General features: G+C 73.7%; 23 protein-coding genes and 1 pseudogene. 9 read left to right on the top strand and 15 right to left on the bottom strand.

What is annotated here, in order from left to right:
• Positions 1-26: 26 nt before the first annotated feature.
• Positions 27-1,541 carry an MFS transporter gene (locus VIU94_RS11050; protein ID WP_331910178.1) on the bottom strand — a complete coding sequence of 505 codons (1,515 nt, stop codon included), beginning with the start codon at positions 1,539-1,541 and terminating at the stop codon, positions 27-29.
• Between the two features lie 87 nt (positions 1,542-1,628).
• Between VIU94_RS11050 and VIU94_RS11055 the strand changes: the two genes are divergently transcribed.
• Entirely contained in the window at positions 1,629-2,045 is a 417-nt protein-coding gene (locus VIU94_RS11055) for a MarR family winged helix-turn-helix transcriptional regulator (protein WP_331910180.1), read from the top strand.
• Positions 2,046-2,143: 98 nt separating this feature from the next.
• On the opposite strand, the gene VIU94_RS11060 is transcribed toward VIU94_RS11055, so the two are convergent.
• From VIU94_RS11060 to VIU94_RS11075, 4 genes are all read right to left on the bottom strand, one after another.
• A complete protein-coding gene (locus tag VIU94_RS11060) occupies positions 2,144-2,902 on the bottom strand; it encodes a maleylpyruvate isomerase family mycothiol-dependent enzyme (protein ID WP_331910182.1) in 759 nt (252 codons plus the stop codon).
• Positions 2,889-3,275, bottom strand: a complete 387-nt coding sequence (locus tag VIU94_RS11065) for an SCO4225 family membrane protein (RefSeq protein WP_331910184.1) — start codon at positions 3,273-3,275, stop codon at positions 2,889-2,891. The genes VIU94_RS11060 and VIU94_RS11065 overlap by 14 nt, the downstream gene beginning before the upstream one ends.
• Before the next feature lie 163 nt (positions 3,276-3,438).
• Entirely contained in the window at positions 3,439-4,656 is a 1,218-nt protein-coding gene (locus VIU94_RS11070; protein ID WP_331910186.1) for an MFS transporter, read from the bottom strand.
• Between the two features lie 307 nt (positions 4,657-4,963).
• Entirely contained in the window at positions 4,964-5,635 is a 672-nt protein-coding gene (locus VIU94_RS11075) for an endonuclease (protein WP_331910188.1), read from the bottom strand.
• Between the two features lie 427 nt (positions 5,636-6,062).
• Here VIU94_RS11075 and VIU94_RS11080 point away from each other — a divergent pair, with 427 nt between their 5' ends.
• Both VIU94_RS11080 and VIU94_RS11085 read left to right on the top strand, forming a co-directional pair.
• Positions 6,063-7,289: an ROK family protein gene (locus tag VIU94_RS11080; protein ID WP_331910190.1), complete on the top strand. Its 1,227-nt coding sequence runs from the start codon at positions 6,063-6,065 to the stop codon at positions 7,287-7,289.
• A 110-nt stretch (positions 7,290-7,399) separates the two neighbouring features.
• The gene (locus tag VIU94_RS11085) at positions 7,400-8,161 is read left to right on the top strand and encodes an SAM-dependent methyltransferase (protein ID WP_331910192.1); all 762 of its coding nucleotides are present in this window, start codon (positions 7,400-7,402) and stop codon (positions 8,159-8,161) included.
• A 28-nt stretch (positions 8,162-8,189) separates the two neighbouring features.
• On the opposite strand, the gene VIU94_RS11090 is transcribed toward VIU94_RS11085, so the two are convergent.
• Together VIU94_RS11090 and VIU94_RS11095 are read right to left on the bottom strand one after the other, a co-directional pair.
• Positions 8,190-8,777, bottom strand: coding sequence for a DUF4865 family protein (locus VIU94_RS11090; RefSeq protein ID WP_331910194.1), 588 nt, complete (start codon positions 8,775-8,777; stop codon positions 8,190-8,192).
• A gap of 14 nt (positions 8,778-8,791) precedes the next feature.
• Positions 8,792-9,364 (bottom strand): TetR/AcrR family transcriptional regulator, encoded by a 573-nt coding sequence (locus VIU94_RS11095; protein WP_331910196.1) that lies wholly within the window; start codon positions 9,362-9,364, stop codon positions 8,792-8,794.
• Between the two features lie 171 nt (positions 9,365-9,535).
• Between VIU94_RS11095 and VIU94_RS11100 the strand changes: the two genes are divergently transcribed.
• The 4 genes from VIU94_RS11100 to VIU94_RS11115 all read left to right on the top strand — a co-directional run bounded on the left by VIU94_RS11100 (position 9,536) and on the right by VIU94_RS11115 (position 14,296).
• A complete protein-coding gene (locus VIU94_RS11100; RefSeq protein ID WP_331910198.1) occupies positions 9,536-9,820 on the top strand; it encodes an SHOCT domain-containing protein in 285 nt (94 codons plus the stop codon).
• Entirely contained in the window at positions 9,817-10,581 is a 765-nt protein-coding gene (locus VIU94_RS11105; protein WP_331910200.1) for an ABC transporter ATP-binding protein, read from the top strand. The genes VIU94_RS11100 and VIU94_RS11105 overlap by 4 nt, the downstream gene beginning before the upstream one ends.
• Positions 10,578-13,157, top strand: a complete 2,580-nt coding sequence (locus VIU94_RS11110; RefSeq protein WP_331910202.1) for an ABC transporter permease — start codon at positions 10,578-10,580, stop codon at positions 13,155-13,157. The genes VIU94_RS11105 and VIU94_RS11110 overlap by 4 nt, the downstream gene beginning before the upstream one ends.
• Before the next feature lie 95 nt (positions 13,158-13,252).
• Positions 13,253-14,296: a LacI family DNA-binding transcriptional regulator gene (locus VIU94_RS11115; protein WP_331910204.1), complete on the top strand. Its 1,044-nt coding sequence runs from the start codon at positions 13,253-13,255 to the stop codon at positions 14,294-14,296.
• Positions 14,297-14,308: 12 nt separating this feature from the next.
• Here the strand turns inward: VIU94_RS11115 and VIU94_RS11120 are convergent, their stop codons facing one another.
• From VIU94_RS11120 to VIU94_RS11140, 5 genes are all read right to left on the bottom strand, one after another.
• Entirely contained in the window at positions 14,309-15,019 is a 711-nt protein-coding gene (locus VIU94_RS11120; protein WP_331910206.1) for a sulfite exporter TauE/SafE family protein, read from the bottom strand.
• A complete protein-coding gene (locus tag VIU94_RS11125) occupies positions 15,016-16,404 on the bottom strand; it encodes an amidohydrolase family protein (protein WP_331910208.1) in 1,389 nt (462 codons plus the stop codon). The genes VIU94_RS11120 and VIU94_RS11125 overlap by 4 nt, the downstream gene beginning before the upstream one ends.
• Positions 16,401-17,861, bottom strand: a complete 1,461-nt coding sequence (locus tag VIU94_RS11130) for a uracil-xanthine permease family protein (RefSeq protein ID WP_414720924.1) — start codon at positions 17,859-17,861, stop codon at positions 16,401-16,403. The genes VIU94_RS11125 and VIU94_RS11130 overlap by 4 nt, the downstream gene beginning before the upstream one ends.
• A gap of 234 nt (positions 17,862-18,095) precedes the next feature.
• Entirely contained in the window at positions 18,096-18,647 is a 552-nt protein-coding gene (locus VIU94_RS11135) for an ATP-binding protein (RefSeq protein WP_331910210.1), read from the bottom strand.
• A 245-nt stretch (positions 18,648-18,892) separates the two neighbouring features.
• Positions 18,893-19,183 carry a hypothetical protein gene (locus tag VIU94_RS11140; protein ID WP_331910212.1) on the bottom strand — a complete coding sequence of 97 codons (291 nt, stop codon included), beginning with the start codon at positions 19,181-19,183 and terminating at the stop codon, positions 18,893-18,895.
• 209 nt (positions 19,184-19,392) lie between these two features.
• Between VIU94_RS11140 and cds1 the strand changes: the two genes are divergently transcribed.
• Positions 19,393-20,526: an L-cysteine desulfhydrase Cds1 gene (gene cds1, locus VIU94_RS11145; protein ID WP_331910214.1), complete on the top strand. Its 1,134-nt coding sequence runs from the start codon at positions 19,393-19,395 to the stop codon at positions 20,524-20,526.
• Here the strand turns inward: cds1 and VIU94_RS11150 are convergent.
• The 3 genes from VIU94_RS11150 to VIU94_RS11160 all read right to left on the bottom strand — a co-directional run bounded on the left by VIU94_RS11150 (position 20,504) and on the right by VIU94_RS11160 (position 22,457).
• Complete coding sequence (locus VIU94_RS11150) at positions 20,504-20,986, bottom strand: SRPBCC family protein (protein WP_331910216.1); 483 nt, start codon at positions 20,984-20,986, stop codon at positions 20,504-20,506. The two genes, cds1 and VIU94_RS11150, sit on opposite strands and share 23 nt — an antisense overlap.
• Positions 20,987-21,135: 149 nt before the next feature.
• Entirely contained in the window at positions 21,136-21,573 is a 438-nt protein-coding gene (locus VIU94_RS11155) for an SRPBCC family protein (RefSeq protein WP_331910218.1), read from the bottom strand.
• Complete coding sequence (locus VIU94_RS11160; RefSeq protein ID WP_331910220.1) at positions 21,570-22,457, bottom strand: DeoR/GlpR family DNA-binding transcription regulator; 888 nt, start codon at positions 22,455-22,457, stop codon at positions 21,570-21,572. Before VIU94_RS11160 ends, VIU94_RS11155 begins: the two co-directional genes overlap by 4 nt.
• Before the next feature lie 126 nt (positions 22,458-22,583).
• Here VIU94_RS11160 and VIU94_RS11165 point away from each other — a divergent pair.
• Positions 22,584-23,352, top strand: a pseudogene (locus VIU94_RS11165) (hypothetical protein); the annotation flags it as partial.

The following is a 23,352-nucleotide window of genomic DNA, read 5'->3' on the forward strand; positions in this document are numbered from 1 at the left end:
GGTACGGAGTCCTCCGTGCCCGTGCGTCAGTCGCGCAGTCCGACCGGCTCGGCCGCCTTCTGCGTGGGCGTCGCGGTCTCGGCGACGCCCCCGGACGACTTGGCGACGACCAGCGATCCCTGCGCGGACCCGCCGCGCCGCTTCCGCAGCCCCGGCAGCGTGATCAGCAGGCCGGCGAGGGAGATGACGGTCACCACGGCCAGGCCGGGCCGGAAGCTGTCCAGGACCGCCTGCGGGGAGCCGGTGCCGGTTCCGTCCGCCGTGATCACGGCGGTGACGACGGCCAGGACGAGCGCGCCGCCGACCTGGATCGAGGTGTTCAGGAGCCCGGAGACCATGCCCTGCTCCTCGTCCGCCACGCCGCTGGTGGCCTGGATGTTGAGCGAGGGGAAGACCAGGGCGCAGGCCGCGCCGAGCAGCAGCATCGACGGCAGGATCACCGCCGCGTACTGCGGGGTGAGCGAGATCCGCAGGAAGAGCGCGTACCCGACGGTCAGGAGCGTGAAGCCGGTCGCGATGACCCGGGGCGTGCCGAACCGGTCGACGATCCCGCCGATCTTCGTCGAGGACAGCGCCACCAGCAGGCCGGCCGGCAGGAAGGCGAGAGCGGTCTGCAGCGCGGACCAGTGGAGCAGCGACTGCATGTACTGGGTCACGATGAACTGGAAGGCGACGTACGAGCCGAAGAACGCGGCCGCGCCGAGCTGCGCCCGGACCTGCGAGCCGGACCGCAGCACCCCGAGCCGGACCAGCGGGCTCGCGCTGCGCCGCTCGATCGCCACGAAGGCGGCGAGGAGCGCGGCGGTGGCCGCGAAGGACAGCAGCGTGCGGGCGGAGCCCCAGCCGACCTCGGGGGCCTGGACGACGGTGAAGACGAGCAGCAGCATCGCGGCCGTGCCGGTGACGGCGCCCGGCAGGTCGTAGCCGCCGCGGCCCTCTTCGCGGGCGCTGTGCGGGATCAGCTTGAGGGCGAAGACCAGCGCGATCAGGGCGACGGGCGCCGGCAGCAGCATCGTCCAGCGCCAGCTCAGCTCGGTGAGCAGGCCGGAGAGCACCAGGCCCATGGAGAAGCCGGTGGCGGCGCAGGTGGTGTAGATGGAGAGGGCACGGTTGCGCTGCGGGCCCTCCTTGAAGGTCGTGGTGATGATCGAGAGGCCGGCGGGGGCGGTGAACGCGGCGCTCAGGCCCTTGATGAAGCGGCTGGCGATCAGCAGCGGACCGGAGTCGACCAGGCCGCCGAGCAGGGACGCGAGGGCGAAGACGGCGAGGGCGATCAGGAAGACCCGGCGGCGGCCGAGCAGGTCGGCCGCGCGGCCGCCGAGAAGCAGCAGGCCGCCGTAGCCGAGGATGTAGCCGCTGACGATCCACTGCAGGGTGGCCGTGGACAGGCCGAGGTCGGTGGCGATGGACGGCAGGGCGACGCCGACCATCGAGACGTCGAGGGCGTCGAGGAACATCGCGGCGCACAGCACGAGCAGGGTGCCCCAGAGGCGGGGGCTCCATCGTTCTTGTGAGGCAGGGGAGTTGAGCGGAGTGGTCATGCACGGCACAGTACATGCACATGCATTGAATGCGTGCGCATTTAATTCCGAAGCAACAAAGAGCGGCTTCTCTGCTAACGTGCGGCCATGGCAGCGATGAAGTCCGAGCGTGCGCTCGTGGAGGAGTGGCGGGACGTCCTCGCACTGCACCGCCGGACGACCTGCGAGCTGGACCGCGCTCTGCACGCGTACGGGATCGGCGCCAGCGACTTCGACGTGCTCGACGTGCTCGCCGAGGAGGCCCCGGCGGACGGCGGCAGCGCGTACCGGGTCCAGGAACTGGCGGACCGCGTCCATCTGAGCCAGAGCGCGCTCTCGCGCCTGGTGGCCCGCCTGGAGAAGAGCGGCCTGGTCGTGCGAGGGATGTGCGGCGAGGACCGGCGCGGGGTGCGGGTGGCGCTCACGGACGCGGGTCGCGCGCGGTACGCGGAGGCGCTGCCGCGGCAACGGGCGGTGTTGAAGCGGATGTTGGGCGAGGACGGGGCGGATTCCCGGGACGGCTGAGGCGGTCCGGGGGCCCGTGGCCTCGGGAGCAAGCGTGCGTGGCCTCCCCGGTGCCTGTGCGCTCGGTTCGGCCCCGCCGCGTGCGTGTCGCCGCTCGGTTACGACCAGGTGATTCCGGAGTGCTCACGCCACAGGGCGGCGAGCGAGGCGTCGCCGGTGAGCTCCACCGCGTCGGCGGGCAGTCGGTTCCACAGCGTCAGAAAGAGCCGCCAGGCGGGGCCGGACAGCGTGCAGTCGGCGGGACCGTCGCTGTCGTCCGACCGCGTCGTACGCGTCGTGCTCGGCGCGTCCGGCGACAGCCGTACGGTCCACACGTCGCCGGTGTCCGTGGCCTCCACCCGCAGCACGCGCGGCGTCTCGGTACGGACCCGGCTGCGGTCGCGGCCGTGGAAGGCATACAGCAGTTCGTCGATGCCGTCGACCGCCAGGGTCGCGTCCACCGGGCGCGGACCGGACGGCAGCGCCGACTCGGCGTCCGCGCGGTGCACTCCGGTCTCGTGCGCCTGCCGGCGGGCCCAGAAGGCCAGCGGCGACGGAGCCGGCAGGAAGGTCCAGCACTCCAGGTCCGCGGGCGCCTTCGTCAGCGCCTCGACCAGCGCCGCGTGACCCTCGCGGAAGTATCCGAGCAGCTCCTCGCCGTCGAGCTGCGGCTCGCCGCCGTCGGGGTGGTACGAGGTGTGCCCCTCGGTCACGAACGCGGCGGCCCAGCGGTGCACCATGGCGGTGTGCCGCAGCAGGTCGCGGACCTGCCAGCCCGGGCAGGTCGGCACCGGCGCGTCCAGCCCCGCCTCGTCGGCCGCGTCGGCCAGCGCGCGGCCCGACTCGTCGAGAGCCGCGACGAGTTCAGCGACGTTCATGATCGGTTCCATGCGGGGGATTCTCCCAGGCCGCGCCCGGCCCCGGCACGGTACGGGCGCGCGCAGCACGATTGCGGAACCAGCGGTACACGACGCCGATGACGAAGGCCTGGAAGACGTACGAGAAGACCAGCGCGGCCGGGATGAAGACGTTCTCGTCGAACAGGTCGCGCAGCATGAACACCACGGCCCCGGTCGGCAAGGCCAGCGCGAGAGCCAGCAGCCCCGGAATGATCGAGGCGTCGCTGTGCGCCGAGGCCGTCGACGTCCGGTCGAGCAGCACGAGCACACCGACGATGCCGAGGTACGCGAGGGAGAGCGGATTGCCGAAGGTGAGCCGTGCGAGGGCGCCCAGGCGCTGCATTGTCGTCATGATCCGCTCTTGTGTCCGCTCTCTGTGCCGTTTCGATCCCGGGTGCGGTCAGGCCGCCCCGCCGTGACGATTCTGCACGCGGCGGCGGGACGGGGCCTGAGTAGGGCTACTCAAGGGGCGCCGGTCAGCCGTACTCACCGGCTGCATTCAGGCGGACGTATCGTCAAGCTGTCGTGGGCGCCGAGGCGTTGCGCGTCGCGTAGCCGATCAGTGCCGCGCCGGCGGCGAGGACGGCGACCGTGGTCAGGGCCAGCGGCAGGGAGAACCAGTCGGCCAGGAAGCCGATCGACGGGGGGCCGAGGAGCATGCCGCCGTACCCGAGCGTGGAGGCGGCCGCGACGCCGCCGGGGCCGGCGATCGCACCGGCGCGGGCCACCGCGACCGGGAAGATGTTGGCCAGCCCCAGGCCCGTGATCGCGAACCCGAGCAGCGCGGCCCAGACGCTCGGGGCGAGCGCGCCCAGCAGCATGCCCGCCGCGGCCGTCGCGCCGCCCGCCACCAAGGTGCGGGTCTGGCCGAGGCGTTCGAGGAGCGCCGTACCGGAGAGGCGTCCGGCGGTCATGGTCAGCGCGAAGACCGAGTAGCCGGCGGCGGCGATGCCCGGGTGGGCGTGCAGGTCCTGTTCCAGGTGGAGCGCGCCCCAGTCGGCCAGCGCACCCTCGCCGTACGCCGTGCACAGCGCGATCACGCCGAAGACGAGGACGGCCCGGCGCGCCTTGGGCCCGGTGGCGGGCCGCGCGCCCTGCTTCGGCGCGGCCTCGGGCGGCGCGGGGGAGGGGTGGCGCAGCAGGGTGGGACCGGCGAGCGCGGTCAGGAGGAGGCCGGCGAGCGTCAGGCCGAGCAGGTGCGCGGCGGGGGCCACGGAACCGGCGACAAGCCCGCCGAGTCCCGCGCCGAGCATGCCGCCGAGGCTGAACGCGGCGTGGAAGCTGGGCATCACGGGCCGGCGCAGCGCGGCGACGAGGTCGACCGCGGCGCTGTTCATCGCCACGTTGATGCCGCCGTACGCGGCGCCGAACACCAGCAGGACCAGGCCCAGGGCGAGCGGGGAACGGGTGAGCGCGGGCAGCGCGATGCTCAGCGAGAGCAGTACGGCGGTGGCGACGGTGACGGCATGACTGCCGAACCGCCGGCACAGCCGCCCGGTCAGCGTCATCGTGACGACCGCACCGGCCGACACACCGAGCAGCGCGAGGCCCAGATCGCCCGCGGACGCGCCGGTCTGCGCCTTGATGGCCGGAATCCGCACCACCCAGCCGGCGAAGAGGAACCCGTCGAGCGCGAAGAAGAGGGTGAGGGCGAGGCGGAGGCGGGAGAGGGAGGCGGTGTCTCCGCCGAGGCTCCCAGGGATGGTCGTCGTTACTTTGTTTAGTAGCGGCACAAACTCAGGATAGGGGGCGGGGGCGGTTCGTATCAAGCTGGTGGGAGGTGGGAGCGGGCGGTCGCGGGGCGGTCGTCGGGACGGGGGCGGGGTGGGGTGGTGCGGGACGGGGGCGGTGGTGCGGGGGCGTCCGGCGGGTTGCGGCGTGGCGTCGTCGTGGGGCGGGGCGCGGCGCGGCCCCGGTATCGGGCATGTCGCGGGGTGCGGGACCGTGTTCGTCAGCAAGCGGCGCCAGGCACTGTGTCGGTGACGGATCGTGGCCCGGCTTCGCATCGGGTGACTGGACGAGGTCCGGCGGTGGCGTCGGTCACGCGGCGTGGACCGACTCGGTGCCGTCCTCCGGCGCGTGGGGGTCGAGGGCGACCCGGACGAGCGCTGCGGCCAGCGCGGGCAGGCGGTCGCGGGGTACCAGTGCCGCGAGTGCCGTCGGCTCCGGCGGCAGCCCCAGGCGGCGCGCGCCGTCGAGCGCGCGACCGTCCAGGCGGGGCGCGAACTCCGGCCAGACGTCCTGGACCTCGCGCAGGAAGATGTCCGCGCCCGCGGGCCCGATCCCAGGCGACTCGCGCAGCGCGGCGATCAGGGCGTCCGGGTCCCCGCCGGCCGCCTCCCGCATCCGGCGCAGGTCGCCGCCGTACGCGTCCAGGACCAGCTCGGCCTCCCGGCCCAGCTGCGTCGCCGTGCTCTCGTCGTAACGGCGGTACCCGCCCTCGCCCAGCGCGTCGACCCGCTCCTGCCAGGTCGCGTCCCGCATCCGCTGCGGGGTGCGCATCCCCGCCGCGAACAGGGCGCGCGCGGCGGCCACAGCGGTCGACGCCCGGATCCGCGCGCTGAGCAGATGCGTCAGGACGAGCAGCTGGTAAAGCGGCTGCGGCGTGTCCCGGAGCCGGATCCCGGCCTCCTCGGCGTACGTGACTCCACGCTCGGCCAGCAGCGCCTCGACGGTCGCCTTCGTGCGGGTGCGGGTGTCGGTGCCTGGCATGTCGCCTCCCCGGGGGAGCCCCTGCCTTCACACGGCGCGGTACCCGACCTGGTGTCCGCGAAACGACCGCCCGACCGTCTCGGCGCGGGCGGTCCGCCCGGGGCAGGGGCGGCCGCATGCGCACGGCTGCGCTCCGGGCCGGCTGTCCTGCCGGCGGCCGCCCGCCTGCTGCCTCGCACCTGTGGTCCTGCCCGTGCGGCCCGCCCGGCAGGACAACCGCAGGTCGCCCGCCCCGCGCCGCGCCGGCCGCCCGCGTACGGCTGCGCTCCCGCGCCCGCCGTCCGGCAGGACAGCCGAAGTCCGCCTGCCCCGCGCCGACCGCCCGGCAGCGCAGCTCGCCGACCTCCCCCGCCCCTGACAAGCCCCCCGCCCGATTCGTACCCCCGCCGGGGGAACCGGGGTGGCCGATCATGGGAGACTCGCCCTCATGAACGGCAAGGCGACCACGACCCGGACACGGCTGGACAGGGGGCGCAGCGCACTCGGGCCCGCGCTGGAACTCGTGCATACCGGACGCGCGCCCACCCGCGCCGTGCTCACCGCCGAGCTGGGTGTCACCCGTGCCACCGCCGGGGCCGTGGCCGCCGAGCTGGAGGCGCTCGGGCTGATCCGCGTCGACTCCAACCCGGGGGCCGCCGCCGGGTCCCAGGGTCGGCCCTCGCACCGACTCGCCGTCGACGACAACGGGCCCGTCGCGCTCGCCGCCCAGGTCCACGCGGACGGGTTCCGCGCCGCACTCGTCGGGCTCGGCGGGGGGATCGTCGCGACCGCGCCCGGTTGCGTCACCGTCTCGGAGGACCCGGCGCAGGTGCTCGGCGAGGTCGTCGAGGCCGGAGCGGCCCTGCTCCGCGCGAGCGGCCGCCGCTGCGTCGGCGCGGGTCTCGCCGCGCCGTCCGCCGTCGCGGAGCCCGAGGGCACCGCCCTCAATCCGCTGCACCTGGCCTGGCCCGCGGGCGCGCCGGTGCGCGAGATCTTCGCCGAGCAGGTACGCGCCGCCGGCATCGAGGGCCCCGCCTTCACCGGCAACGACGTGAACCTCGCCGCCCTGGCCGAGCACCGCCACGGCGCGGGCCGCGGCGCACAGCACCTGCTCTGCGTCGCCACCGGTCACCGCGGCGTGGGCGGCGCGCTCGTCCTGGACGGCCGCCTGCACACCGGGAGTTCGGGCCTGGCGCTGGAGGTCGGGCACCTCACGGTGAACCCCGAGGGCCGGGCCTGCTACTGCGGCAGCCGGGGCTGCCTCGACGTCGAGACGGACCCGCTCGCCTTCCTCATCGCGGCCGGCCGAGACCCCGGCCCCGAGGTCTCGTTGCTCGCGCAGTCCCGCGACCTGCTGCGCACCCGGCGGGACGACCCGGGCGTGCGGGCGGCCACCGAGGAGCTGATCGACCGGCTCGGCCTCGGCCTCGCGGGCCTGGTCAACATCCTCAACCCTGACCGGATCATCCTCGGCGGCCTGCACCGCGAACTGCTCGACGCCGACCCGGAGCGGCTGCGCGCGGTGGTCGCGGACCGCAGCCTGTGGGGCCGCAGCGGCGGCGTACCGATCCTCCCCTGCACCCTGGACCACAACAGCCTCGTCGGCGCGGCCGAACTGGCTTGGCAGCCCGTCCTCGACGACCCACTCGCAGCCCTCGCCCACAAGGAGCGCTGAGGGGCGCAGGACACCAGGCCCCGCCCGTACCCCGCGCCGGAACCCCTGCCGGACCGAGGACCCCGCCAAGTGCTGGCCAGAACCTCACGGGGGAGCTACGGTCACGCCTCATGACCGACAATGATCTTCCCCCGCGTCTCGGCAGTCTCGACTTTCACGGGCCCCTCTCCGATTCCCGGGCCACCCGCATGATTCAGCGGCTCGCCGCCGGCTCGCCCGCCACCGTCCTCGACATCGGTTGCGGCTGGGGCGAGTTGCTGCTGCGCGTCCTTGAGGCTGCACCCGGGGCTACCGGCGTCGGGCTCGACATCGAGGCCGAGGATCTGGACCGCGGCCGGGGCCTCGCCAAGGAGCGCGGGCTCGCCGAGCGCGTCGAGTTCGTCGAGGAGTCGGCGCTCGGCACCACGCGCGGGCCGGTCGACTCGATCCTCTGCCTGGGCTCCAGCCAGGCCCTCTTGGACCCCGAGCTGCCGCACGACCTGGCGGCCGCGCTGCGCGAGCTGCGCCGGCTTGTCCGCCCGGGCGGCCGGGTCGTGCTCGGCGAGTGCTTCTGGGAGCGCACCCCGACCGAGGCCGAACTGGCCGGCATGTGGCCCGGTGCCACCGTCGCGGACCACTTCCTCCTCCCCGAGCTCGTGGACCTGGCGATCGAGGCCGGGTTCCGGCCCGCCTGGATCGAGACGGCGGGCCGGGAGGAGTGGGAGGAGTTCGAGTCCGGCTACCGGTACGACACCGAACTCTGGCTCGCCGCCCACCCCGACCACCCGCTTGCCGCCGAGACCCGCGCACGCGTCGACCGTCAGCGGGCCGGCTGGCTCGGCTACCGGAACATCCTCGGCATGGCCTATCTGACCCTCGTACCGGTCGGCTGACGCACCCCGCCCACCGACCTGCCGAAACTCACCACTGTCGGCCCTGGGGCAGCGACTTCCGCTCCGGGGCCGACAGATGCAGCACCCGGAACCGCTCCCCGGCCTCCCCCGGAACCTCCGCCCCCGCCGCCCACAACGTGAACGTCAGCAGCTCCCAGCCGCGCGGGTCGACCGCGAGCGCGCTCGCGACCACGCCGTCGGCCCGCGACTCCGCCTCGTGGCGCGCCAGCGCCTCCTCGACGGCAGCCCCCGGGGCCTTTGCCGACGCGACCGGCCCGCGACGGCGCGTCGCCGTGGCCGGTGCGGCGTGGTTCGCCGGTCCCTCCGCGTACGCGAGGCCCATCCAGTGCTGCACCACCGGCCGGCCGAAGTCGTTCACGATGCCCTGGAAACCGGGGCCCCAGAGAAAGGAGTTCATGCCCTCCGGCGCGGCCCACAGGTAGAACGGCGCGTACTGGTTCACCGGCGAGCCGTCCGCCCGTTCCCGGATCAGGTACGCCTTGAGGCCGAGCCCCGCGAAGTCGTCGAGCAGACGGCCCCGGGTCGCGACCCGCTCGCGGATGATCCTCATGTCGTAGTCGGCGGGCAGGGTGATCTCGTACTGCATCGCATGCACTGGCGTGAACTCCCTTATGAGACTGGTCCCTTGTGGGACCCCAGCAGCATGAGCAGTCCGTCGACCGCTGCCTCGAAGGCCGCCGGCGCACCCGAGGAACGGGCCAGCACATAGCCGCCCTGCACAGTGGCCACGATCGTGGCCGCAAGCGCGCCGGGATCGAGTGGACCTGTCAACTCTCCGCGGTCCAGGCCCTCCTGGACGATCCCGGCGAGCCGTTCGCGCAGCCGGTCGAGCGTCTCGTCGACAGGCGCCCGCAGTTCCGCGTTCGCCATCACGTCCGGGTCCATGGTCAGACGGCCGACCGGGCAGCCGCGCAGGACATTGCGCTCACGCCGCAGGTACGCCTCGATCCGCGCGTACGCGGACCCCTCGCCGCCGAGCGCGGCCTCGGCCGCCGCCCGCGTCTCCTCGCACGTGCGCCGGATCGCGGCGAGCGCCAGGTCCGGCTTCCCGGCGAAGTGGTGGTACATGCTGCCCTGGCCCGCACCGGCGGCGTGCTGGATCGCCTTGGGGCTGGTGCCCACGTACCCGCGCTCCCACAGCAGCTCGCGGGTGGCCTCGATCAGTCGCTCCGGAGTGCTCATGATCACGAGTGTACATACCAGTAGGTACAGCCGGAAAGGACGCGTGGGAGCAGGGCGACAGGCGGCCCCCTACTCCCCCCGTCGTACACGCGAAGCCGCTGGTCGTACGACGACTTCGGCCTCCTCCGCGCGGGAGTCTCGGGAGTAACGAACCGCAAGGAGCTGACCGACATGAACACCCTCGCCCATGCAGGTCCCGGACCGTGGGTTCTCCTGTTCCCGCTGATCTGGGCCGCCGTGATCGTCACCGTCGTCACCGTCCTGCGCCGCACCGTGTGGCGCGGCCGTCGCGGACCCGGCGGTCACCGTCCCGCGTACGACGAGCAGTCGCCGATCGCTCTCCTCGGGCACCGCTTCGCGGCCGGGGAGATCGACGAGGACGAGTACTGGCGTCGCCTCACCGTCCTGGAGGAGCAGTTCGGGCGGGTCGCGCGGCCCAAGGGCGGTGCGGGATGACCACCACCGCCGTGCGTACCGACACCGCCGCCCGGGTCGTCGACGCCGTGAAGGTCTACGGCGGCGGCGACACCGAGGTGAGGGCCCTGGACGGGGTGAGCGTCGACTTCCCGGCCGGGCGCTTCACCGCGATCATGGGGCCCTCGGGCTCCGGCAAGTCCACCCTCATGCACTGCGCCGCCGGACTCGACACCCTCACCTCCGGCGCCGCGCTGATCGGCGACACCGACCTGTCGACCCTCGACGACCGGCGGCTGACGCTGCTGCGCCGCGAACGCGTCGGCTTCGTCTTCCAGGCATTCAACCTGCTGCCCACGCTCAACGTCGCCGAGAACATCACCCTGCCGCTCGACCTCGCCGGCGCCGCCCCCGACCGGGCCTGGCTCGACACCCTGATCGACACCGTCGGCCTGCGCGACCGCCTGCACCACCGGCCCGCGGAGCTGTCCGGCGGACAGCAGCAGCGCGTCGCGGTCGCCCGCGCCTTCGCCGGGAGCCCCGACGTCGTCTTCGCCGACGAACCGACCGGCAACCTCGACTCGCGTTCCGGCGAGGAGGTGCTGAGGCTGCTCGGCGACACCGTCCGGCGGACCGGCCGTACGGTCGTCATGGTCACCCACGACCCGGTCGCCGCGGCCCACGCCGACGAAGTCGTCTTCCTCGCGGACGGACGGCTCGTCGACCGGATGCCCGCGCCCACCGCGGAACGCGTCCTGGACCGCCTGAAGGCCTTCGACGGCAGGGGAGGCGGCCGGTCATGAGCACGCCACGGCCTGCCGGCAAGCGCTTCCCCGTCCTCCGCCTCAGCCTCTCCTCCCTCCGCGCCCACAAGCGGCGCTTCGCCGGGACCTTCACCGCCGTGCTGCTCGGCGTCGCCTTCCTCGCCGGGACGCTCGTCATGGGCGACACGCTCCGGGCGAGCTTCGACTCGCTCTTCGGCGGCGCCGCCGCCGGTACCGACGCCGTCGTGCGCAGTACGAGCGTGGTCACCGTCGCCGGCGAGGGGCAGGGCACGCGGCGGCCGGTCGACGCCTCCCTCGCCGACACCCTGCGCAGGACCCCGGGCGTCGCCGCCGCCGAGCCCCAGATCCAGGGCGCCGGCCAGCTCGTCGGCGCGGACGGCGAGGCCATCGGCGGCCAGGGGCCGCCCACTCTGGTCGGCAACTGGATCGAGGACACCGCGCTCAACCCGTACCGGCTCGCCGAGGGCCGGGTCCCGGAGAAGTCCGGCGAGGTCGTCGTCAACCGCGGGGCCGCCGAGACCGGCGGCCTGAAGATCGGCGCCACCACCACGCTGCGCACGCCCGACCCCGTGAAGGTCACCGTCGTCGGGCTCGCCACCTTCGGCGGCGGGGACGGCATGGGCCAGGCGACGTACACCGGCATGACCCGCGCCGACGCGGAGAAGTACGTCACTCCCAAGCCCGGCGACGCGGCGAGCATCCTCGTACGGGCCGGACCCGGCACTTCCCAACAGGAGCTGGTCGACGCGCTGACCCCCGTACTCCCGGCGGGCGTCGAGGCCATCACCGGGCAGCAGTCCGCCCAGGAGAACCTCGACAGGATCTCCGGGCAGTTCCTGACCCTGTTCACCGTCTTCCTGCTGGTCTTCAGCGGGGTCGCGCTGCTCGTCTCCGTCTTCTCGATCCACAACACCTTCGCGATCGTCGTCGCCCAGCGCACCCGCGAGAACGCGCTGCTGCGGGCGCTCGGCGCGGCCCGCCGCCAGGTCGTCGGCGCGACGCTCGCCGAGGCGGCGGTCGTCGCCGTGCTCGCCTCCGCCGTCGGACTCCTCGGCGGGATCGGGGTGGCGGCCGGTCTGCAGGCGCTGTTCCCGGCCGTCGGATTCCCGTTCCCCGAGGGCGATCTGGTCGTCAGCGGCCTCTCGCTGGCGCTGCCGTTCGCCGTCGGGCTTCTCGTCTGCCTGGGCTCGGCGCTGCTCCCTGCCGTCAAGGCGGGCCGGACCGCGCCGCTCGCGGCGTTGCGCGAGACGGCCGTCGACGACTCCGGGGCCTCGCACCGCCGCGCCCTGACCGGTGCCGGGCTGCTGGCCGTCGCCCTCGCCGTCACGCTCACCGGCGTGCTCGTCGCCCCCTCGATCTGGCTCGCCGGTACGGGCGCGGTGCTCGTGCTCGCCGCGTTCGTCGTCCTGGGGCCGGTGGCCTCCTCGGTCGCGGTACGGGTCCTCGGCGGGCCGCTGCGGGGCGTCACCCGCGGTCTCGCGCGCCGCAACGCGCTCCGCAGCCCCCGGCGCACCGCCGCAACGGCGACCGCGCTGATGATCGGCGTGGCCGTCGTGTCGCTCTTCACCGTCTTCGGGGCGTCCCTGAAGGCCACCATGGACCAGACCGTGTCGCGCTCCTTCGCGGGCGACCTCGCCGTGTCCACGCCCGCGTTCGGCGCGGGCGGCAGCGGACTCAGCCCCCGGCTCGCCCCGGCGATCGCCGCGCTGCCCGAGGTGGAGACCGCTGTCGGGCTCGGAAAGGGCGTCGCCGAGGTCGACGGCGAGGGGCGGGCGCTGACCGTCACCGACCCGGCCGCGCTGGTCCGCTCCTTCGACCTCGGCGACGTACGAGGCTCCCTGGACGGCCTCGGCGCGAACGGCATCGCGGTCGCCGACGCGGCGGCCGACAAGGCCGGCCTGTCGCCCGGCGACACGACCGAACTCGCCTTCACCGACGGGACCCGGCGGACCTTCACCGTCCGCGCCGTCTACCAGCAGTCCGAGCTCGCCGGCTCGTACGTCGTCACCCGCGAGGCCTGGGCCCCGCACCGCACGCAGGACTCCGACACCCTCGTCTCCATCACCCTGAAGGACGGCGTCGCCGCGGACGACGGCCGGGCGGCGGTCGAGGACGTCGCGCGGCAGTACGGCAACCCCGAGGTGCAGACCCGGGACGAGTACGCCGAGGCGTCGGCGGGCGGCATCGACATGATGCTCACCCTCGTCTACGCGCTCCTCGCGCTGGCCGTGGTGATCGCGCTGCTCGGCATCGCGAACACGCTCACCCTCGCGGTGCACGAACGCACCCGTGAACTCGGCCTGCTGCGCGCCGTCGGCCAGACCCGCGCCCAGCTGAGGGCCATGGTCCGCTGGGAGTCCGTCCTGGTCGCCGCCTTCGGCACGGTGGGCGGCCTGGTGCTCGGCGGCTTCCTCGGCTGGGTGCTCGTCGAGGCGTCCGAGGGCGCGGGGGACACCCCGTTCGCCTTCGCGCTGCCGCCGTTCTCGCTCGCGGTCGTCGCCCTGGTCGGCCTCACCGCCGGCGCGCTCGCCGCCTGGCGACCGGCCCGCCGCGCGGCCCGCATGGACGTACTGCGGGCGATCGCGACGGAGTGAGGGAAGGGAGCTGACGATCTCGGCACCGGCAGTCCGGTTGTTCGGCGAAGATGGTGGGGTCACCCGTCCTCATCACGCGAGGAGCGTTCGCGCAGATGCCCACTTCCGGTGCCGGTCCGAGGCCGCCCACGATCGCCGACGTCGCGCGGGTCGCCGGGGTGTCGCGTACGACGGTCTCGCACGCCCTCAACGGGATCGGCAAGGTCGACCCCCGCACCCGGGAGCGCATCAAGCAGGTTGCCACCGACCTCGGTTACCGGCCCAACCTGCGGGCGCAGCGGCTCAGGCGCGGGCAGGCGAAGGCCATCGCGCTCGCCTCGTCCATGCCGTTCGCGGTGGCCGGAGGCCCGTCCCGGCTCGGCTTCTACATGGAGGTCGCGGCGGCCGCCGCGGAGAGCGCCCTCGTGCACGACTACGCGCTGGTGCTGGTGCCTCCCGTGCAGTCCGGGTCCGCCCTGTACTCCGTCGACATCGACGGGGCCATCGTGGTGGAGCCCGATGCGGACGACGTGGCCGTGGCCACGTTGAAGGAGCGCGGACTGCCGTACGTGGCGCTCGGCAGGCCCGTGTCCGCGGAGCAGGACGTGCCGTACGTCGATCTGCGCGGCGGGCTGGTCGCCGAGCTGCTCCTGGCCCATCTGCGCGAGCAGGGGGCGCGACAGCCGGCCCTGATCGTCGGCTCCGGTTCACGGCACTCGTCGGTCGACGCCCGCGCCGCCTTCGCGCGGGTCGCCGAGGCGGAGGGCTGGGCGCCGATCGTGGCGACCGCCGCCGAGTCCGGCGGCGAACAGGCCGGGTACGAGAGTTGTGCGGCCCTGCTCGCCGAGCACCCCGGGATCGACGCGGTCTGCGCGCTGGTGGACGTCTTCGCGGTGGGCGCGGTCCGGGCGGTCCGGGACAGCGGGCGCGTCATCCCGGACGACGTCATGGTCGTCACCCGGTACGACGGTCTGCGCGCCCGCACCTGCGAACCGCCGCTGACCGCCGTCGACCTGCATCTGGACCGGGCCGCGGCCGGGGCCGTGGAGATGCTCCTCGCCCGGCTGCGCGGCGAACCCGCCGCCGCGGGGGCAGCGGCGGCGCCCGAGCCGCGGGTGATCGCCCGCGCCTCGTCGCTGCGGGACGCCGCCGGCCGCTGAGTACCGGACGGCTCAGATGCCGAGCATGAGGACCACCCCCGAGACCAGGGCGAAGACCAGCACGAACAGGCGCATCCGCCGCGCGTCGAGACGGTGATGCACGAGCCTGCTCAGCCACGCGCCCGCCGCGATCGCGGGAAGCAGGGCGGCAGCCCACCCGAGGTCCGCGGGGTCTCCCTCACCCGTCGCGAACAGCAGTGGCAGCGAGGCGACTTCACCCACGAGGAAGCACGCGGCGACGGTGGAACGCAGCTCGGCGGGCGGCCGATGCTGGTAGACCAGCGCCAGCGGCGGACCGCCGACCCCGGTCGCCGTCTCCGTCAGACCGGTCACCGCACCCGCGCCCACATAGGCGGCCCGGCCGGGCGTGAACGCGGGCGCGGCCAGGCTCACCACGGCGGCGAGCACGGTGGCGAGGCCCACGAACAGGCCGATGCTCCGGTCCGGTATGAGCCAGAGCAGCGCCAGACCGCCGGGGGTGGCGGCGAGCCGCGCCGCCGTGATCCAGCTCGCGCCGCGCAGATCGAGCGAGGCCCGCTCACGCCAGACGACGTACGCGTTGAGCGGGATCATCGACGCCAGGACGAACACCGGGAGCAGCCCGGGATCGAGGATGCCGGCCACGGGAGCGACGATCAGGGCGAAGCCCAGTCCGCTGCTGCCCTGGACGAACGCGGCGACGGCGAGGGTGACGGCGAGCACCGCCAGTGTCTCGGTGGTCACCGCGCCGTGCTCCGTTCCCGTGCCGTCGTGGAGGTGGGGTGTACGCGGGTGACGGCGGCCCTTCCCACGGCCGCGCGGGCCAGTTCGGCCGCCCGGCTCACCAGCGCGGGGCCGTCCCAGCCGACGGGCCGGCCGCACCACAGACGCAGGCGGCCCGCGACGAACACCGCGGAGATCTGGTCGCGGTTGCCGCGCCGTACCAGCTCCCAGGGCAGGTCCCAGGAGAGCGCGAGTTCGGGGTTGGTGACGTCGACGAGGAGGAAGTCGGCGGCCAGCCCCTCGGCGATCGTGCCGGTCCGCGCGCCGAGCCCGACGGCGTCGGCGCCGCCGCGGGTGGCGTGCTCCAGCCAGGTCCAGCCGGCGCCGCAGGACGAGTCGCCGGTGACCAGGCCGTACGCGAGCCGTTGGGCGAACTCCGCCGCCTCGGCGAGGCGGAAACCGTCGCCGCGGGTGCCGTCGGTACCGAGTCCGAAGCGGACGCCGCGTTCGGCCATGGCGGTGGCGGGGGCGACGGCGTTGCCCTTCCATGCGCTCGCGACGGGGTTGTAGCTGACCGCCGTCCCGGTGTCGGCGAGCAGGGTGAGCTCGTGCGGGGTGAGGAGGGTGGCGTGCGCGGCGAGCAACTGGGGTCCGAGCGCACCGATGCCGTGCAGGTGTTCAAGGGGGCGCAGCCCGTGGCGTACGAGGGAGCGCTCGACGCCGGCGAGGTGCTCGTTGACGTGGATCTGGACGACGGCCCCGGACTCGGCCGCGAGGCGGGCGGTGTGACGGAGGGTCGCCTCGGTGGCGGCCTCGGGGACGGAGACGGCGAGGGAGGGGTGGACCAGCGGGTCGCCGTCGTAGCGCGCGAGGTGCTTCTCGGCGCTGTCCAGGACGGACGGGTTCGCGTTCTCGGCGTCGTTGCAGACGAGCCCGAGCACGCAGCGGATGCCGGCGTCGCGGGCGGCGGACGCGATCACGTCGACGTCCACGTCGGCGCGGGTTCCGGCGTCGGCGACGGTGGTGAAGCCGCCGCGCAGGGCCTCGTAGGCAGCCAACTTGGCTGCTGTGTAGGCCGATTCCTCGTCGAGCGAGCCCTCGAGCGGTACCCACACCCTGCGGAAGATCTCCGACGGCTCGCCGAAGGCGAGCGCGGACCCGAAGCTCTGGGTGAGGTGGTGGTGGGCGTCGACGAAACCGGGCATCAGGAGGTGACCGGGCAGCCGGACGGGGTCGAGGTGCGGATGCGTACGCTCCAGCTCCTCGGCGGGTCCCACGGCGCGGAAGACACCGTCGACGACGAGGGCCGCATGGCCGTCGGCGGGGCCTTCGGGCAGCAGGACGGCGTCCGGTACGAGGAGGAGCGGGCCGGGGCCGTCGAGGAGGTCGCGGGTGAGCGGGTTCATCGGTCGCTTTCGGTACGGGGGGTGGCGCTGGGGAGGGCGGTGGTCGCCTGGCCGGCGGCGGCCAGGCGGGCCGTGATGCTCGGCCGCACGTGGTGGAAGAGGATGTTGAGCACGGCGGCGACGAACGCGCCGACGGCGACGCCGCTTTCGAGGAGGATGCGGACGTTCGGCGGGAAGCCGCCGTACACGCCGGGAACGAGGATCGGCAGCAGGCCGAGCGCCAGGGCGACGGCGCAGATGAAGGTGCTCGTGTGCTTGTCGAGGTCGGAGCGGCCGAGCATCTGCACGCCGAGCACGGTGATCACGGCGAAGACGACCATCGCGGTGCCCCCGACGACCGCCGAGGGGATGACGCTGATCGCGCGGGTCACGGGCGCCAGGAACCCGATGACGATCAGGACGACGCCGGCCGCGGCGGTCACGAAGCGGCTGCGCACGCCGGTGACGCGGACGATCCCGATGTTCTCGCCGCTGGTGACCATGAGCGGGAGCCCGAAGAACCCGCCGAAGAGCGAGGTGAGCGCGTCGCCGCGGACGGTCTTGGGGACGTCGGTGCGCTTGTCGATCTCCTTGCCGACGGCCTCGGCGTTGATGACGGTCTGGCCGGTGGCCTCCGCCATGGAGGCGAGGCTGTAGAGCATCAGCGGCAGGGCGGCGACCAGGTTGAACTGCGGTGAGCCGAACGGCATCAGCTGCGGCACGGTGAACAGGCCCCCGTCGGCGGCCCGGCCGAGGTCGACGCTGCCGAGGAACGCGGCGAGAGCGGTGCCGGCGAGGAGGCCGAGCATGACGGCGAGTTGGCGCAGGATGCCGCTGAAGAGCAGGTAGAAGGCGACGGTGAAGCCGATGGTGGCCATGCCGAGACCGAGGTTGAGGGGGTCGGCGAAGCCGGGCTGGCCGGGGCGTCCGGTGACGAGGACCGCGCCGACCTTCACCAGGTTGACGCCGACGATCACGATCATCGTGCCGATGACCAGGGCCGGGAAGAAGGCCAGCAGCCGCGAGAAGACCGGCAGTACGACGAAGTAGAAGGCTGCGGTGAGGATCACCGCGCCGGTGGCCGTGCGCAGTCCGTGCTGTTCGGCGATCGCGATGAAGAGGATGAGCGGCGCGCCGCCCGGAAGCATCACGAACGGCAGCCGGGGCCCGAACTTCCACGGGCCGAGCGACTGGATCAGGGATCCGACTCCGGAGAGGACGAAGGCCGCGGAGAGCAGGTTGACGGTCAGGCCGGGGTCGAGGTGGAGGGTCGCGCTCATCAGGAAGATCGCCGAGATGGGGGTGGCGGCCATGACGAGGACGTGCTGGATCCCGAAGAGGAGGATCCGGCCGAGGGGGCGGGACTCGTCGACGGGGTGGGGCTGCGACGTGGGGGCGGGGGCGGACCCCGGTGGTACGGGTGCGGGTGCTGGGGATTCTTGTTCCGTGCCGGGCTGGGTCTGGCGGGGACTGGACACGTTGGGGCTCCGTTCGGGCGTACGTGCACGCTCGGATTTCAGCCGCGATCCGGCCCTGGACGGAGAGCCAAATCGATTTGGCCAAATCGATTTGGCCGCCAGTATCGAAGGGCGGTGGGGGAGCGTCAAGGGGTACGGCCGGGTAACGCGACGAAGCGGCGCCCGCCCTGAGCTCCAGGGCGGGCGTCCAGTCGTGCCGGATGTCGGCGGCTGTGCCGGATGTCGGCGGCTGTGTCAGATGCCGGCGGCGCGGACCGACTCGGCGGGTGCGCCGAAGGGGACGTCGTCGGGGGCGAAGGCGGCCGGGGCGAACGGGCCGTCCGTCGTCGCGCCGTGCACGGCGTGCGGGCGCGGCGGCGCGGTGAGCGCCAGGGCCGGGGCGTGGAGAGTGAACCAGACGGCCTTCCCGGCCCCCTGCGGCCGGACGCCCCAGCTCTCGCTGACCGCCTCCACGATCGCGAGGCCGCGCCCGGACGTGGCGTACGGGTCGGCCTCCGCGTCGCCGTCGTCGGCCTTGTGGATCCCCGGGAGCCTCGGGTCGTGGTCGTGGACCGAGACCGTGAGGCGGTCGAGCAGCAGCTCGACCTCGACGGTGCACCGCTTGTCCGGATGGGCGTGCCGGTGGACGTTCGTCAGCAGCTCGGTGACGCCGAGCGCCGCATGGTCTATCAACGCGTCCAGGTGCCAGTAGCGCAGATGCGCCGACACGATGCGGCGGACCTGACCGATCCGCGACGGCAGAGCCTGGACCTCTACCGTGCAGTGCCTGCTCGGTTCGCTGATCACGGCTGCGACTCCCCGAAATAGGTCCGGAAGAAGACGAAGGATCGGATCCAGCAGTCAGCTGCCTGCTGTTCGTGCGGAGCGGCGCCTGGGTCAAAGCGTCACCGCTCGTGAACCCTGAGTGATGTCACCCAGCCTGAACGCTCATGAACCCTGAGTGATGTCACCCAGCCTGAACCAGCCGTCACGACCGCGCAACTCGCGGCGACACTCCGCTGGTCAGAGACAGTCAAGCCGGCCGGCGTCGCTCAGCGCCCGCCGCTCGCCCGCTTCAGCGCCTCCAGGAACCCGCCCGAGCGCGCGGACTCCATCGTCAGCCGGTAGCGCGTGCCGTTGACCGTGGCCACGGCCGCGTCCGGGCCCGCGAACCAGGGCCGCCCGGCGCGTACCGCCTTCACCGGAGCGCTGTCGATCTCCCGGCCGTAACTGGTGAGCAGGGCCAGCCGCCCGTCCTCGATCCGCACCTCGCCGGCCCGGGTCAACGACCGCGGCCAGCGCTCGATGCGCACCCCCGTCGCACTGAACTCGGGCTCCGCCATGGCACACCGCCCCCTTCTCGCCTTCGCCGGTTCCTCCGCCAGTCTGCCGAACGCCTGCCCCATGCACCAGACCGCGCGCACCCCCTCCGCACTCCCTCCGCAGTCCCTCGGCGGGCCTCCCAAGGGACTCCTATGGATCCCCAAAGCGAACGTTTGTGCAGGTGAGGGAGTTATCGTCGGCATGGGGAACACGACGAGGAGAAGCACGTATGAGCACCACACAGAGCACCGGCCCGGCCACGGCGCCCGCCACCGTCGACGTGGACCGCAGCGACCCCGCGTACCGCGCCTGGCTGAAGGAGGCCGTGCGCAAGGTGCAGGCCGACGCCAACCGTTCGGCCGACACGCACCTGCTGCGCTTCCCGCTGCCCGACGAGTGGGGCATCGACCTCTACCTGAAGGACGAGTCGACCCACCCCACCGGCAGCCTCAAGCACCGCCTTGCCCGGTCGCTGTTCCTGTACGGCCTGTGCAACGGCTGGATCCGGCCCGGCAAGCCGGTCATCGAGGCGTCCAGCGGCTCCACCGCCGTCTCCGAGGCGTACTTCGCCAAGCTGATCGGCGTTCCGTTCGTCGCCGTGATGCCGCGCACCACCAGCCCGGAGAAGTGCCGGCTCATCGAATTCCACGGCGGGCAGTGCCACTTCGTCGACGACTCGCGCACCATGTACGAGGAGTCCGCCGCGCTCGCCGAGCGCACCGGCGGGCACTACATGGACCAGTTCACCTACGCCGAGCGGGCCACCGACTGGCGCGGCAACAACAACATCGCCGAGTCGATCTACCAGCAGCTGCGTCTTGAGCGGTACCCGGAGCCGACCTGGATCGTCGCCACCGCCGGGACCGGCGGCACCTCGGCGACCATCGCCCGGTACGTGCACTACATGCAGCACGACACCCGGATCTGCGTCGCCGACCCGGAGAACTCCTGCTTCTTCGACGGCTGGACGAACAACGACCCCGACGCCACGTCGGACTGCGGCTCGCGCATCGAGGGCATCGGCCGCCCGCGCATGGAGCCCAGCTTCGTGCCCGGCGCGATCGACCGGATGATGAAGGTGCCCGACGCGGCGAGCGTCGCCGCGGTGCGCGCGCTGGAGGACGCGATAGGCCGCAAGGCGGGCGGCTCGACCGGCACCGGCCTGTGGAGCGCGCTCAAGATAGTCGCCGAGATGGTCGCCGAGGGCCGCACCGGCAGCGTGGTGACGCTGATCTGCGACCCGGGCGAGCGCTATCTCGACAAGTACTACTCCGACGCCTGGCTCGCCGAACAGGGCCTGGACATCGCCCCGTACGCCGCCGCCGTCGACCGCTTCCTGGCTACGGGCGCCTGGCCGGAGTGAGCCGCCGGTCCAGGTTGCGCATCGCGTCCTTGAACGACTTGCCCACCCCCGGGCGGGCCAGCCGGAACGCGAGCCGGCACGCGGCCGGGCCGTCGACCGCCATCGTCCAGCGGACCTGAGTGCCCTGCCCGGCGGGGGAGAGGACCCAGTCCTCCAGCATCGCCCGCACGCCGGGCGCGTTGGTCTCGTCGATCCGGTACGCGTAGCGGGCGCCCGGCTCGGCGGCCATGATCGTCTCCTGGAAGCGGACCCCGCCGCGCAGCCGCACCGTCCGGCTCGCGCCGCCGTCGGTCGGCGTCGCGGAGGCCACCGCGCTGAACCAGGTGGGCATGTCGGCGAGTTCCTCCGCCAGCGACCGGTACACGGCGGCCGGCGGGGCCGCCAGATCGGCCGTGAACACCAGGCGCACGGGCGCGGACGAGGCGAAGTCGAGCTCCACGAGCCGGAGTCGGCGGGGCATGGGACCGTACCTCCCGAGGGCGGGGCCGAAGGTCCGCACACCATAGCTGGCGACCCGTCAGATTCCCACTGTCGGCCGGCCCGGATTCCCACTGCCGGCTGACTCCGTTTCCCACTGCCGGCCGACCCCGTTTCCCACTGCCGGCCGACTCAGGTCCGCAGCAGCCCGTCCATCGCCCGCCCGAACAGCATCCGCCCCGCCGTGTTCAGCAACGGGTCGGCCGCGCGCGGCAGTCCGCGCAGCCGCAGCTCCTCCACCCACACCACGCGGCTGCCGCCGCCCGGGGCCGGGTGCACCTCGATCAGCGCCCAGCCGAGCACCGTACGGCCCCGCTTCTCAAGCCGGCACACGCCCGGCCGATCCGCCGACGGGGGCTCCCAGCGGACCACCTCCATCGGGTCGTCGAAGCCCGCCCGCCCGATCCCGGTGCGCGCCGAGAAGCGCGTGCCCACGCTCGTACCGCCGGGCGTCAGGACCCGGGTCCGGGTGAGCGGCACGCACGACCCGTGGGCCGGCCAGTCCGTCAGCCGCGCCCAGGCCTCCGCAGGCGCGAGCGTCGTGCCGCGCTCGATCCGGAAGACGGTCACACTCCGGCCCCGGGACCGGCCTGGGACTCGTCCATCGCTCGGTCCATCCCGCCGTCCACCGCCCCGCCCGCTCCCACGACCACCAACCCCGGCACGTGCTCCGCCATCTCCGCGCGGACCCGCGGCGACACCCCCCGGTCCGTCACCAGCGTGTCCACCTCGTCCAGAGTCGCGAACGAACTCAGCCCCACCGTGCCCCACTTGGTGTGGTCGGCGACCACCACCACCCGGCGCGCCGACCGCATCAGCCGCCGGTTCGTCTCCGCCTCGGCCAGATTCGGCGTCGACAGACCCGCCTCGACCGAGATGCCGTGCACGCCCAGGAACAGCACGTCGAAGTGGAGCGAGGCGATCGCCCGGTCCGCGACCGGACCCACCAGCGCGTCCGACGGCGTCCGCACCCCGCCGGTGAGCACCACCGTCGCCGCGCCCGGCCGTGCCGCGCCCGAGGGCCCCGGCGGCTGCGCCGTGTGGAACACGTCCGCGACCCGCACCGAGTTGGTCACCACCGTCAGGTCCGGCACCTCGAGGAGCTGCTGCGCCAGGGTGTACGTCGTCGTGCCACCCGACAGCGCGATCGCGCTGCCCGGCGCGGCCATCGCCGCGGCCGCCCGCGCGATGTCCTCCTTCGCGCCGGGCTCCAGCGTCGACTTGGCCTCGAAGCCCGGCTCGTGGGTGGCCGGCTCGGCCACCGGCACCGCGCCGCCGTGCACCTTCTCCACCAGGCCCTGCCGAGCCAGCGCGTCCAGATCCCGGCGCACGGTCATGTCCGAGACATTGAGCCGCCGGGTCAGTTCGTTGACCCGGACGCCTCCCCGCCGCCGTACCTCGTCCAGAATCAGAGCGCGTCGCTGCTCCGCGAGGAGGTTCTGATTGTCGCTCACCGCCGGGGCCGGTCCTTCCAGAGGGGATCAGGGGCGGATTCTGTGCGACCTCTGCCCTGGGGCCGCACCGATCCGTGATTCTGTACGTGCCGTCGAATCCTCCCACTCAGAGAGTGAGTCACCGAAGTGTCCCCTGCCACACCGGCCCCGCAGACCGGGGGCGCGGCACTCGAACTGCTCGTCCACGGCGTCGGCGGAGCAACCCCGCAGGACATGCTCGACGAGCCGCGCACCGTACGGGTCACCGGCGACGCCACCGCGGCCATGCACCGCCGCGGCGCCGACCTCGACGCCGAGGACCACCCCGAGCGCTACGCCGAACGGCCGGTACCGGAGGCGTACTGCTGGTCCAACCTCACCTCCGGCAACGGCACCCGGGCCCTGTGGCTGCTGCTCCTGCCGTTCATGGTCGCCAACCTCGCGCACTGGATGCGGCCGCCCACCGAGGGCCGGCGCGGCAGCGTCCGGCTGTACGGGGTCCTGGTGCGGCTGCTGGCCCTCACTCTCACCGTGCTGCTCACCGCCGCCGTCTGCGAGGTCGCCCTCGACCTGACGGCCTGGCAGTGCGCCGGCTCCGCCGCCTGCGTCGCCGACCGCCCCTGGCTGGGCTTCCTCGCCGCCGACCGCGGCGGCTGGTGGTCCCAGCCCGGCCGCCGGCTCGCGCTCGCCGCGCTCGTCCCCGCGGCGCTCGTCGGCCTTCTCTGGTACCTGTCCAACCGCACCTGGACCGCGTACGAGGCCCAGCGCCCGCCCACCGGGTACGACGACCTCGCCGCGCCCCCGCCCGGCGCCCCGGCCCCCGAGCGGCCCTCTCCGGTCCGCCCGGCCCTGGGCCGCCCGGGATTCTGGTACGGCCGCCGGCTCGTCGCCCGGCTGCGCGCCGCGCACACGGCCG

Origin of the sequence: Streptomyces sp., from assembly GCF_036566765.1 — a bacterium.
GTDB lineage: Bacteria > Actinomycetota > Actinomycetes > Streptomycetales > Streptomycetaceae > Streptomyces.

What these genes read in the sequence shown, in the direction of transcription:
- VIU94_RS11065 (WP_331910184.1), bottom strand. Translation starts at nt 3,275, where the DNA reads ATGACGACAATGCAGCGCCTGGGCGCCCTCGCACGGCTCACCTTCGGC.
- VIU94_RS11125 (WP_331910208.1), bottom strand. Translation starts at nt 16,404, where the DNA reads ATGAACCCGCTCACCCGCGACCTCCTCGACGGCCCCGGCCCGCTCCTC.
- VIU94_RS11060 (WP_331910182.1), bottom strand. Translation starts at nt 2,902, where the DNA reads ATGAACGTCGCTGAACTCGTCGCGGCTCTCGACGAGTCGGGCCGCGCG.
- VIU94_RS11095 (WP_331910196.1), bottom strand. Translation starts at nt 9,364, where the DNA reads ATGAGCACTCCGGAGCGACTGATCGAGGCCACCCGCGAGCTGCTGTGG.
- VIU94_RS11080 (WP_331910190.1), top strand. Translation starts at nt 6,063, where the DNA reads ATGAACGGCAAGGCGACCACGACCCGGACACGGCTGGACAGGGGGCGC.
- VIU94_RS11055 (WP_331910180.1), top strand. Translation starts at nt 1,629, where the DNA reads ATGGCAGCGATGAAGTCCGAGCGTGCGCTCGTGGAGGAGTGGCGGGAC.
- VIU94_RS11085 (WP_331910192.1), top strand. Translation starts at nt 7,400, where the DNA reads ATGACCGACAATGATCTTCCCCCGCGTCTCGGCAGTCTCGACTTTCAC.
- VIU94_RS11150 (WP_331910216.1), bottom strand. Translation starts at nt 20,986, where the DNA reads ATGCCCCGCCGACTCCGGCTCGTGGAGCTCGACTTCGCCTCGTCCGCG.
- cds1 (WP_331910214.1), top strand. Translation starts at nt 19,393, where the DNA reads ATGAGCACCACACAGAGCACCGGCCCGGCCACGGCGCCCGCCACCGTC.
- VIU94_RS11050 (WP_331910178.1), bottom strand. Translation starts at nt 1,541, where the DNA reads ATGACCACTCCGCTCAACTCCCCTGCCTCACAAGAACGATGGAGCCCC.
- VIU94_RS11115 (WP_331910204.1), top strand. Translation starts at nt 13,253, where the DNA reads ATGCCCACTTCCGGTGCCGGTCCGAGGCCGCCCACGATCGCCGACGTC.
- VIU94_RS11075 (WP_331910188.1), bottom strand. Translation starts at nt 5,635, where the DNA reads ATGCCAGGCACCGACACCCGCACCCGCACGAAGGCGACCGTCGAGGCG.
- VIU94_RS11100 (WP_331910198.1), top strand. Translation starts at nt 9,536, where the DNA reads ATGAACACCCTCGCCCATGCAGGTCCCGGACCGTGGGTTCTCCTGTTC.
- VIU94_RS11105 (WP_331910200.1), top strand. Translation starts at nt 9,817, where the DNA reads ATGACCACCACCGCCGTGCGTACCGACACCGCCGCCCGGGTCGTCGAC.
- VIU94_RS11140 (WP_331910212.1), bottom strand. Translation starts at nt 19,183, where the DNA reads ATGGCGGAGCCCGAGTTCAGTGCGACGGGGGTGCGCATCGAGCGCTGG.
- VIU94_RS11110 (WP_331910202.1), top strand. Translation starts at nt 10,578, where the DNA reads ATGAGCACGCCACGGCCTGCCGGCAAGCGCTTCCCCGTCCTCCGCCTC.